General features: G+C 43.7%; 9 protein-coding genes. 5 read left to right on the top strand and 4 right to left on the bottom strand.

Going from position 1 to position 10,767, the window contains the following annotated elements:
• Positions 1-200 precede the first annotated feature (200 nt).
• Entirely contained in the window at positions 201-578 is a 378-nt protein-coding gene (locus tag FM019_RS20470) for a hypothetical protein (RefSeq protein WP_143837963.1), read from the bottom strand.
• A gap of 389 nt (positions 579-967) precedes the next feature.
• Here FM019_RS20470 and FM019_RS20465 point away from each other — a divergent pair, with 389 nt between their 5' ends.
• Positions 968-1,435: a c-type cytochrome gene (locus tag FM019_RS20465; protein WP_143837962.1), complete on the top strand. Its 468-nt coding sequence runs from the start codon at positions 968-970 to the stop codon at positions 1,433-1,435.
• A gap of 47 nt (positions 1,436-1,482) precedes the next feature.
• Here the strand turns inward: FM019_RS20465 and FM019_RS20460 are convergent, their stop codons facing one another.
• Genes FM019_RS20460 through FM019_RS20450 form a run of 3 tightly spaced genes read right to left on the bottom strand, consistent with a single transcriptional unit; the run spans position 1,483 to position 4,272 of the window.
• Complete coding sequence (locus FM019_RS20460) at positions 1,483-2,175, bottom strand: cytochrome b/b6 domain-containing protein (protein ID WP_143837961.1); 693 nt, start codon at positions 2,173-2,175, stop codon at positions 1,483-1,485.
• Between the two features lie 20 nt (positions 2,176-2,195).
• Positions 2,196-3,752 (bottom strand): PH domain-containing protein, encoded by a 1,557-nt coding sequence (locus tag FM019_RS20455; RefSeq protein WP_143837960.1) that lies wholly within the window; start codon positions 3,750-3,752, stop codon positions 2,196-2,198.
• A complete protein-coding gene (locus FM019_RS20450) occupies positions 3,739-4,272 on the bottom strand; it encodes a PH domain-containing protein (protein WP_143837959.1) in 534 nt (177 codons plus the stop codon). The genes FM019_RS20455 and FM019_RS20450 overlap by 14 nt, the downstream gene beginning before the upstream one ends.
• 188 nt (positions 4,273-4,460) lie before the next feature.
• On the opposite strand from FM019_RS20450, the gene dapB reads away from it, so the two are divergent.
• The 4 genes from dapB (at position 4,461) to greA (ending at position 10,612) form a co-directional block, all read left to right on the top strand.
• A complete protein-coding gene (gene dapB, locus FM019_RS20445; RefSeq protein ID WP_143837958.1) occupies positions 4,461-5,267 on the top strand; it encodes a 4-hydroxy-tetrahydrodipicolinate reductase in 807 nt (268 codons plus the stop codon).
• Positions 5,268-5,588: 321 nt separating this feature from the next.
• Complete coding sequence (gene carA / locus FM019_RS20440) at positions 5,589-6,740, top strand: glutamine-hydrolyzing carbamoyl-phosphate synthase small subunit (protein ID WP_143837957.1); 1,152 nt, start codon at positions 5,589-5,591, stop codon at positions 6,738-6,740.
• A 17-nt stretch (positions 6,741-6,757) separates the two neighbouring features.
• Entirely contained in the window at positions 6,758-9,982 is a 3,225-nt protein-coding gene (gene carB / locus FM019_RS20435; protein ID WP_143837956.1) for a carbamoyl-phosphate synthase large subunit, read from the top strand.
• Positions 9,983-10,135: 153 nt separating this feature from the next.
• Positions 10,136-10,612, top strand: a complete 477-nt coding sequence (greA, locus tag FM019_RS20430) for a transcription elongation factor GreA (protein ID WP_143837955.1) — start codon at positions 10,136-10,138, stop codon at positions 10,610-10,612.
• Positions 10,613-10,767: the final 155 nt, after the last annotated feature.

Genomic DNA, 10,767 nt, shown 5'->3' with positions numbered 1-10,767 from the left:
CATTTCTCCTTTTTCTACTTGGTCAACAACTGACAATTTAAAAGCGAGCGAATAGTCGCGCTGGGTACGCTTACTTATTGATTGCATTACACTCTCCAATTTAAGGCTGGAAAGTGTCAACGTTATTTAGGACGGGTCATTGAAACCAAAAAGAGCGTACATGTACGCTCTTTTTTTTGCTAAATGCCCCGTTCAAAATATTAACCTTCAAATCTCGCAAGTATGTTGAGAATAAACTGTTTGGCACCTTCGGTATCACCAAATACCTGATCATCCATGGTTTTATCGATGCCCAGCATTTTGCGTGCGCTACTGAGTTGATGCTCTGCCATGGCGACATTGATAACGTAGGCATCCACTTCGCAACCTGCAGTAATGCAAAGTTTGATCCCTTCCACCAGGATATCTCTGGCTTCGGGCGTAGCAGCAACACAATCAGTAAGATCTCCCAGGTATCCCCAATGGATTTCTTCTATCGAGTAAACGATTTTTAAAAGATCATCACAAAACTTTTGCGCTAAATTCTTTCCAAATGAACCGGACACCCTAGCGTATAAAATACGTTTTTCGAATGTCATGGTATAGCTACCAAAGCGGTCCTTATGACTAAATTCTCGGGGACAATACTGCGTCATTAATACTTAAACAATTATTTAGATCGGATTGCATGATTTTAGCCCGTTGCTGGCAAACTGTCACAAATTAATCCGAAATCGACAAAATATTGTGGCGATAGAACATCATTGGCGTATGACTGCAATCTATATTCAACTTTCTGTGTTGCTAATTTGGGTTTGGAGCAACAAAAGCATAAAACTCTTTCTTCGAAACAGAGAAATATATTGAATTGATTAAATTTCGACTAAATCATTTCTTGAATTAAGCATCGATATCTCGTTTAATTTGAAAGCGATCAATGCGTTATCTGGTCAATTGGCGTTAACGGCTTACTAAAAAAGGTTTAAATATGAAAATACGGTTCATTACTGCGCTAATTGGCGCTGTTGTTATCAGCGCATCATTAAACGCTGCACCGGCGAAGTCAGAAAAGCATGCCGCTGCAGCTGTGCAATTCCGCCAGGCTATGTTGCAATTAGTGAGAAGCAATGTAGGTGCATTAGGTGGCATGGCGAAAGATCAAATACCTATGAATGCTGCCACACTCGAAAAAAATGCGATGCGCATCGAACAATTATCATTGATGATGGATGATTATTTTTCTGTTGATACACGCAACTTTCCGGTAGAAACTGACGCTCTGCCAGGTGTGTGGGAAGATTACGCAGACTTTCAAAGCAAAATTGTTGCTTTGACTACAGCTGCGAATGAATTGAAAGTGGCGGCACAGCAAGGTGATGAGTCGTCGTATAAAGCCAAAATCGGTGCAATATTTAAATCTTGCAAAGGCTGTCACGATACCTATAAAGCTGAGTAATTCGAAAAGATTTTAATAAAAGCGAGCAGATGCTCGCTTTTTTATTGTTAGAAATAAAACTCTTCTTCGGGCACCGGAGCGGCAACAACAATCAACCAATACAAAAAACCAGCAATTAAGACGGCGACAATCAAGGCGATAATCCATCTCGAAGAAGTGATCTTATTCTCCGGATTTAGTGCTTTCTTACCATGAAACATTGCACCAATCAGATAGATTTTTCGCTTAAATTGGTACCAAAATATTGCAATGATATGCAAACCAGCAATGCCCAAAATGACGTTGTAAGTGTCGTGATGCAAGCCGTCAAGCAAATCCTGAGTTTCTGCGGAAACCGAAGACAAATAAGGACCTGAAGCTAATACATCGTCAGTCGAAAACAACCCTGTAACGGCTTGTAAACCAACTATCATAATGACAATGGGAACAATTAAACCACCCAACGGGTTATGCCCGACATATTCTTTATTTTGGCTGGAAAACAGTGCCTTTGCGTAATTGAAAATGTCCTTTGGTGGGCGAATAAACTGTGAGAATCGTGCATGTCTAGGACCAACAACCCCCCAGACTAGTCTGAAAATCACCAAACCGAGCGTCACATAGCCGATTTTAAAATGCCAATCCATATAACCAAATTCCGCGGTTACCCATTGAGCTACAATGGCGAAGACTAAAAGCCAATGAAAAAGTCGCAGTGGCAGATCCCAGATGAGAACTTTTGGTGTGTGTTGTTCCTTCATTTTATCCTGACTCTTGAATTTTACATCCATGAACGCTGACTAAAGCTCACTTCGTGCAATGTATTTTGCAAGAGCTGAGCCGCTTGTTTTTGCTCGATAAAAGGAATGGATACTGAACCAGAGGCAAGTATGATCCTCACCGAAGCCAATTGTTTTGCTTTCATGAGTTTGCTTTGAATAAATTGGGTTTGTTGAACTTTGTATTTTGGGAAACACATTTTGTCCACGCCAAAAAGTCCTTTTCTAACATATATATATTCGTTATCCGATGCAAAACCCCATCGCTTCCATCGGCACCAAACCATAATCATGACTACACAAGCGCCCACGGCTACATACGCTGCGCCTAAATAGTTTTGCTGGCTAATGGCTATGGTGCTTAAGATGGCGAATAGAGGCAACACCCAAGTTAGCAATTGCCTGAAAATAAACCGATAACTAATAGGCGTAAATTCAACCTTGGCCAACTGATTCTGATCAAATGCATCTTCTGTGATCTCAAGTGCTTCAGAAACCGTCACTGAAGGCACAAGTATTTTGTTTGCCGTAGATTGGCCTTGTGTATTTCGAACTCCGGCGTCATTTTGCTTAAGCTCCAAATTAACCCGACGCAATATGACATCGAGCCAATCTTGTTTTAACGCAATCAACTGAAGACGAGATAGGCGCATTGTGACTTCTTGGCGAGTAAAAAGACCACTGCGACGTATGTAACGACCATTTGTTTTACTTAGCTTGAAGTCGTAAAACAAAATGATAGAGCCCAAAATTGAAAGTAAGGTGACGGATACGATAAACATAAAGGCTAGGGCGAGAATCGCCAGTGCAAACTGCCATAACGGCTGCGCTTGCGTATCAAAATATTGTTGATAGTCGAAACCCATTGATTCGATGTAGGCGCCGATAAAAGAAGCAAGGTCGTCGTATAGTGGTGCCAGTACACCTAATATAATCCAAACTCGATTGTTAGTAATGCCATGAATGACTAGATCACCCATGCTCCGTGTATTAAGAATGTCTTCTGATTCAAAGGACTGCCCTAAAGTGTCATCGGTTTGTGTGTCTTCACTTTGGGCGTTAGCCTGCAGTAAAATACGTTGCTTAAGCTGTTCGGCAAACAATTGGGGTAATGCGACAATCTTAGCTTCTTGTTTAGCCGAACCTGCCGTGTCTAATTGTAAGCAACTGGTGTTGGTCAATCGGTAATAAAGCGGCTGCTCTATCGTGACATTTTGAATGCGATCAAAGGGTAGATTCACGTGCTTTTTAGAAAAGACGCCATAGCGGATCTCTACACTGGATTTTTCCAAGCGGAAAGAATAAAAAAGATATTGTAACACTGACGCGATACAGATAAGTGCGATTACAGCAGCTAGAATTGGTAACCAGGTCCCAGGGTTTTCTTTAATGGATGAATAACTTACGGCAAAAGCGGGGAGCAAATAGATCAAGTTGTTGGCCGCGCCTTTTATGCCTGACGCGGCAAAATATATAATCGCGATTGGTGATAGACGTTGCCACCGATCCGAATAAAGCGTAGTTTCGGCCTCTGTTGGAGGTTGGCTACCCGTGTTCATGGGTGTCCTTATGCTCAAGCACAAATGTCCTCAACGTTTCGGCGGCATCGGCGTCTAAGCCTGGGATCTCAAAGGTATGCATAGCACCCCCAGCACTAAAAACTTGCAAAGATGCCAACCCAAACCCACGCTCCAACGGTCCACGTTTTAATTCGATATGCTGTATCCGTGAAATTGGTTGGCTAACTGTTTTTCTAAAAACCCAACCAGATGAATAGTGCAGATCATGCTCTCGTAAACAATACTGCTTAAAGGGCGTGGCAATGACTGCATGGGCACAGGTCAATAGCCAATAAACGGTGACGACAATTAGTGCTGGAAAATAGACGTCTAATAAAGGTTCGGGCAACTCAAAGAAGCGTTGAAAACGCGCTATAGACATGACCACGAGCAATACACTGGCCAAAATACTATTACTCACCAACAGCATTGGCAAAAACCTTTTATCTAAAAATTCAAAATCAATTTGTGATGGTTCGGGTAGCGCCGACACCGACAGCAATTCGTTACTAAAGGGCATTTTTCAATTCTTTATCAAGCCAACTCATGCACTAATGTAATGAAAAAGCACAATTTATCAAAGAATTACCTGTCTCAATCTACAAACAAATCGTAACAGAATGAGATATAGCTACTTTACTGCTGAAAGTTGACATAAGGTCATGCACAATACCAAAACTAAGTGATTATCGAAGTAGACAATTCAACATGACAAAAATAGCTATATTAGGTGCCAATGGCAGAATGGGTCGTGTGCTGATTGAAGCCACCGAACTGGATGAAAATGTTTCTTTAGTCGCAGCGTCTGTGCGCAGTGACTCCCAATGGGTGGGTATGGATGTTGGAGAATTGTCGGGCATTGGCAAACGTAATTTGGCGGTTACTGGAAGTTTGGATCCAGACCAGGCACGAATTGATGTGGTAATAGATTTTACGTTACCCGCGGCGCTTGAACAAAACCTGCAGTGGTGTATCGATAATAATAAAGCAGTGGTGATTGGGACTACTGGGTTAAATACATCGCAAAAATCCTTATTGGAAACTGCCGCCAAACATATTCCTATTGTGTTTGCAGCGAATTACAGCGTTGGTGTCAATTTAATGCTCAACCTGGTGCGCCAAGCAGCATCTGTCATGGGAAAAACCGCGGATATTGAAATTCTGGAAGCCCATCATCGTTTTAAAAAGGATGCACCTTCAGGTACCGCGGTTGCCATAGGCGAAGCCATTGCCAATGAACTAGGCAGAGATTTGAACACTTGTGCAGTGTATGGAAGGGAAGGGGATACCGGCGAGCGCGACCAGAGCACTATTGGTTTTGCGACCGTTAGAGCGGGGGATGTAGTAGGAGAACACACCGCGCTATTTGCAGAAATTGGTGAGAGACTGGAAATAACTCACAAAGCGTCAAGTCGATTAACTTTTGCCAAAGGTGCGATTGTCGCGGCAAAGTGGCTTAAGGCCCAACCACCCGGTTTGTACTCGATGCAAGACGTATTAGGATTGACCAAATAGTCAGGAATGTAGCGCAGGCCAATAGCCACCTAATGTACCGAAGCTTTTTAGGTAAGTTTGTGTTTTGGGGGTTAGTGGTTAATTTTGCTGTTAAGTGCCCATTTTTATAATTTTTCTAGATAATATTGGACCTGCTTTTATCCATCGTGTATCATCTTGTGAATTTGCCAAATTTTCGCACTTGTATTTGCTAAGTGCCCGAAAATGCTTGCGGTGATGAATGTAAACGGGATGTAAATCAATAATTTACGCCCGTTTTTTGTGGGTTTTGACGCGTAGAGTGATAAAAACCTGTGGGTTGTCCTTATTTAGGAGGTTGACTTGGCTATTTCCGCCCTTTTGGTGCTAGAAGACGGTTCGGTTTTCAAAGGCACATCAATTGGAGCTTCTGGTGTTTCTGTCGGTGAAGTGGTGTTCAATACGTCGATGACGGGTTATCAGGAGATACTTACTGATCCCTCATATGCCGAACAAATTGTTACCTTAACTTATCCTCATATAGGTAACACTGGCACCAATTCCGAAGACGTAGAATCAAATAAAATCTGGGCCAAAGGCCTAATCATCAGAGACCTCCCCCTTATAGCAAGTAATTTTAGAAACCAGGCAACGCTTTCGGATTACTTGAAAAGCAACAATATTTTAGGCATTGCAGACATTGATACTCGTCGTCTTACACGAATTTTACGTGATAAAGGTGCGCAACGAGGCTGTATTGTGACGGTGGATCAAGACAATCAGAGTCATATCGATGATGCACTCGCCAAAGCCAAGGCGTTTCCTGGCTTAAAAGGCATGGATTTGGCCAAGGTTGTTACAACAGATAAAACGTATCCATGGGAACATGGCGTTTGGTCGTTGACCGATGGATACGCTGAAAATGTCAAAAACAGCCGCTTTCATGTCGTTGCTTACGATTTTGGTGCAAAACACAATATACTACGCATGCTGGTGGATAGAGGCTGCAAGCTTACCGTTGTGCCAGCTACCACACCTGCCGAAGACGTATTGGCTTTAGCACCAGATGGTATTTTTCTTTCTAATGGTCCGGGCGACCCTGAGCCTTGCGATTATGCGATCAATGCAATCAAAACCTTTTTGGATACCAATATTCCCATTTTTGGCATTTGTTTAGGTCACCAGTTATTGGCTTTGGCAAGCGGTGCGAAGACCTTGAAAATGAAATTTGGTCACCACGGTGCGAATCACCCAGTTAAAGACTTAGACCGAAATGTCGTGATGATCACCAGCCAAAATCATGGATTCGCGGTGGATGAAAACTCGTTACCAGACAATATCAAGGTGACCCATGTGTCGCTATTTGATAAATCGCTACAGGGAATTCATCGCACGGACAAGCCAGCGTTTAGTTTCCAAGGACATCCCGAAGCGAGTCCCGGGCCACACGATGCTGCCCCATTGTTTGATCATTTTATTGAATTGATGCAATCCAATTCATCGAATCAAAACTGATACGAGAGACGAATATTATGCCAAAACGTACCGACCTTAAAAGTATTCTGATCCTCGGCGCTGGCCCAATTGTTATCGGCCAAGCATGTGAATTTGATTACTCGGGGGCACAAGCTTGTAAAGCCCTGCGTGAAGAAGGTTATCGAGTTATCCTGGTTAACTCCAATCCAGCGACAATTATGACTGACCCTGAAATGGCTGATGCAACGTATATCGAGCCAATCCATTGGGAAGTCGTCAAAAAAATAATCGAAAAAGAACGCCCTGACGCTATTTTGCCGACGATGGGTGGCCAAACTGCACTTAACTGTGCGCTAGATTTGAACAAACATGGTGTATTGCAGGAATTTGGTGTCGAAATGATCGGCGCCACTGCCGATGCTATTGATAAAGCCGAAGATCGTGAAAGGTTTGACAAGGCGATGAAGTCAATTGGGTTAGCCTGTCCTCATGCGGAAATTGCTCACACGATTGAACAAGCCCATGATGTGCTAACCCGTATAGGTTTCCCATGTATCATTCGACCCTCATTTACCATGGGAGGCACCGGCGGCGGTATCGCTTACAACATTGATGAGTTTGATGAAATTTGTCGCCGAGGTTTAGATTTGTCACCTACCAGTGAATTGCTTATCGATGAGTCGTTAATTGGTTGGAAAGAATATGAAATGGAAGTGGTACGTGACAAGAATGACAATTGTATTATTGTTTGTACCATCGAAAATTTTGATCCTATGGGTGTCCACACCGGTGATTCTATTACCGTTGCTCCAGCACAAACATTGACAGACAAAGAATTCCAGATTATGCGTAATGCGGCAATGGCGGTATTGCGTGAAATTGGTGTGGAAACTGGCGGTTCAAATGTGCAATTTGGTGTAGATCCTAAAACCGGTCGCATGGTCATCATCGAGATGAACCCCCGGGTTTCCAGATCGTCTGCATTAGCATCAAAAGCAACAGGTTTCCCCATTGCCAAAGTGGCCGCTAAATTGGCGATAGGTTACACGCTGGATGAGCTAGCCAATGACATCACGGGTGGATTAACACCAGCATCTTTTGAGCCGGCGATCGATTATGTCGTAACTAAAATTCCCCGCTTCAACTTCGAAAAATTTGCCGGAGCGAACGATAGACTGACGACTCAAATGAAGTCAGTGGGTGAGGTTATGGCAATTGGTCGTAATCAACAAGAATCGTTGCAAAAAGCACTACGTGGATTGGAAGTCGGTGCAAATGGCCTCAACCCTATTATTGATATTAATGATCCTGAAGCTGAAGCCACTATCATTCGCGAGCTTCGCGAGCCGGGAGCCGAGCGGATCTGGTACATTGCAGATGCATTGCGGATGGGCATGAGTGTTGATGAGTTGTTTAACCTAACCAACATTGATCGTTGGTACCTGGTGCAACTTGAAGACTTAGTGAATTTAGAAAATCAGGTAAGTGAATTAGGTCTACCAGGCATTGATAAAGAGTTGATGCGTTCCCTCAAACGCAAAGGATTTGCCGACGCACGTCTGGCTGAATTAACCAACGTTGCAGAAAGCGATGTCCGAGACGTGAGACGTGGTATGGGCATTGTTCCTGTGTATAAACGCGTCGATACCTGTGCGGCAGAATTTGCGACGAGCACAGCATACATGTACTCCACTTACGATGAAGAGTGTGAGGCGAATCCATCTATCAAAGACAAGATCATGGTGTTAGGTGGCGGTCCGAACCGGATTGGGCAGGGCATTGAGTTCGATTATTGCTGCGTGCACGCAGCATTGGCTATGCGTGAAGATGGTTATGAAACCATTATGGTTAACTGTAATCCTGAAACCGTATCAACCGACTATGATACCTCAGATCGCCTGTATTTTGAGCCAGTGACACTCGAAGATGTCTTAGAAATTGTTCGTGTAGAACAGCCTAAAGGTGTGATTGTTCAATACGGTGGTCAAACTCCGCTGAAACTCGCAAGAGCACTAGAGGCAGCAGGTGTACCGATTGTTGGCACATCGCCTGATGCGATTGATCGCGCAGAAGATCGTGAACGTTTCCAGCAGATGGTGAATAAACTGAATCTCAAGCAGCCTGCCAACGCAACAGTTAGCAATATGGAACAGGCACTTGCGGAAGCGGAAAATATTGGCTTCCCGTTGGTAGTAAGACCTTCATACGTGCTGGGTGGTCGGGCCATGGAAATCGTCTATGACATGAAAGATCTTAAGCGCTATCTTAACGAAGCGGTTAAAGTGTCAAATGACTCTCCAGTATTGTTAGACCGCTTCTTGGACGACGCAATCGAGGTCGATTTAGACGCCATGTGTGACGGCGAAAATGTAGTCATTGGCGGCATAATGGAACACATTGAACAAGCGGGTGTTCACTCGGGTGATTCGGCTTGCTCTTTGCCGTCATACTCGTTGAGCAAAGAGATCCAGGACGTGATGCGCACACAGGTAAAAGACATGGCGCTAGAGCTTGGCGTTGTGGGCTTGATGAATACTCAGTTTGCAGTCAAAGACGGTGAGGTATATCTCATTGAGGTTAACCCTAGGGCTGCGCGTACGGTTCCTTTTGTATCTAAAGCGACAGGTTTGCCATTAGCTAAGGTCGCTGCACGTGCGATGGTGGGACAATCACTTCCTAGTCAAGGCGTTACTGAGGAGATCATTCCACCGTTTTATTCGGTCAAAGAAGTCGTGTTGCCTTTTGCCAAATTCCAGGGTGTTGATCCGCTTTTGGGGCCTGAAATGCGCTCTACGGGTGAAGTTATGGGCGTGGGAGATACCTTCGAAGAAGCATATGCTAAAGCCAATTTGGGCGCAGGAGCTCCTATTCCACAAAAAGGTAAAGCCCTGATTTCTGTGCGTCAAAACGATAAAGTTAGAGCGGTTGAACTTGCCAAGCAAATGGTGGCGAAAGGCTTCGAGCTTGAAGCAACCTCTGGAACCGCGCAACAGTTAAATGACGCTGGGATTGCCTGCTCAATGGTTAATAAGTTAACAGAAGGTCGTCCTAACATTGTTGATGCCATTAAAAACGGTGAGTATTGTTACATTGTGAATACAACAGAAGGGCGTAAAGCAATTAACGACTCGGTTTACATTCGCAGAGAAGCACTGCTAAATAAAGTGGCTTATACCACGACGCTTAACGCTGCTTTTGCAACTGTAAACGCACAGGAAGCCGACGATCGTGCTCGTGTAACCTCAGTGCAATCTTTGCATCAGAGAGTTAAACAACGCTAAACTTGTGTTAGAATACAACGAGTAACCAAGTATAAAGTGCGCATTCATTGCGCACTTTCGCATTTTGCTCTGCGCAAAACGTAAAGAATACTAAAATAATAAACCATCGAATTTTAATTCGATGCAATAGCAATTACAGTGAGCCAAACATACATGAATCAATATCCTATGACAGCTAAAGGCGCAGAAATGCTGCGCGAAGAGCTAAACGAACTTAAATCTGTCAAGCGCCCGCAAATCATTCAGTCAATCGCCGAAGCCCGTGAACATGGCGATTTAAAGGAAAATGCCGAGTATCATGCGGCCCGTGAACAACAAAGCTTTTGCGAAGGCCGAATTCAGGATATTGAAGGCAAATTGTCTAATGCACAAATCATTGATGTCACCAAAATGACCAACAATGGCAAAGTGATATTTGGCGCAACGGTAACCATCCTAAATATTGAGTCAGATGAAGAAACAACATACCGAATCGTAGGTGATGACGAAGCTGATATCAAAAACAATATGATATCCGTTAACTCTCCTATCGCCCGTGGACTCATCGGTAAAGAAGTTGATGATGTGGTGAATATTCAGACACCCGCAGGCACTGTCGAATTCGAAATCTCTGAAGTAGAGTATATCTAAAACGCGAAGTGGCGCCTTGTTCCCATGAGGCGCCAATGACCTAAGCAATTCTCTCTCTTGCTTGCAAAGACTCAAGCTCATAAGCGCAAGACTCTAATCTCATTTTGAATCTACAATGTAAATTCCTCGCAAAGATGTGACTGTGTGCTTGAGTG

The sequence above is a fragment of the Aliiglaciecola sp. M165 genome, from assembly GCF_007197995.1.
In the GTDB taxonomy this organism is placed as follows: domain Bacteria; phylum Pseudomonadota; class Gammaproteobacteria; order Enterobacterales; family Alteromonadaceae; genus Aliiglaciecola.
This window is presented reverse-complemented; position numbering and strand designations above follow the sequence as displayed.

Excerpts from the sequence above, each read along its gene's own strand:
- carB (WP_143837956.1), top strand. The coding sequence starts at position 6,758 with ATGCCAAAACGTACCGACCTTAAAAGTATTCTGATCCTCGGCGCTGGC.
- dapB (WP_143837958.1), top strand. The coding sequence starts at position 4,461 with ATGACAAAAATAGCTATATTAGGTGCCAATGGCAGAATGGGTCGTGTG.
- FM019_RS20465 (WP_143837962.1), top strand. The coding sequence starts at position 968 with ATGAAAATACGGTTCATTACTGCGCTAATTGGCGCTGTTGTTATCAGC.
- greA (WP_143837955.1), top strand. The coding sequence starts at position 10,136 with ATGAATCAATATCCTATGACAGCTAAAGGCGCAGAAATGCTGCGCGAA.
- FM019_RS20450 (WP_143837959.1), bottom strand. The coding sequence starts at position 4,272 with ATGCCCTTTAGTAACGAATTGCTGTCGGTGTCGGCGCTACCCGAACCA.
- FM019_RS20460 (WP_143837961.1), bottom strand. The coding sequence starts at position 2,175 with ATGAAGGAACAACACACACCAAAAGTTCTCATCTGGGATCTGCCACTG.
- FM019_RS20470 (WP_143837963.1), bottom strand. The coding sequence starts at position 578 with ATGACATTCGAAAAACGTATTTTATACGCTAGGGTGTCCGGTTCATTT.
- FM019_RS20455 (WP_143837960.1), bottom strand. The coding sequence starts at position 3,752 with ATGAACACGGGTAGCCAACCTCCAACAGAGGCCGAAACTACGCTTTAT.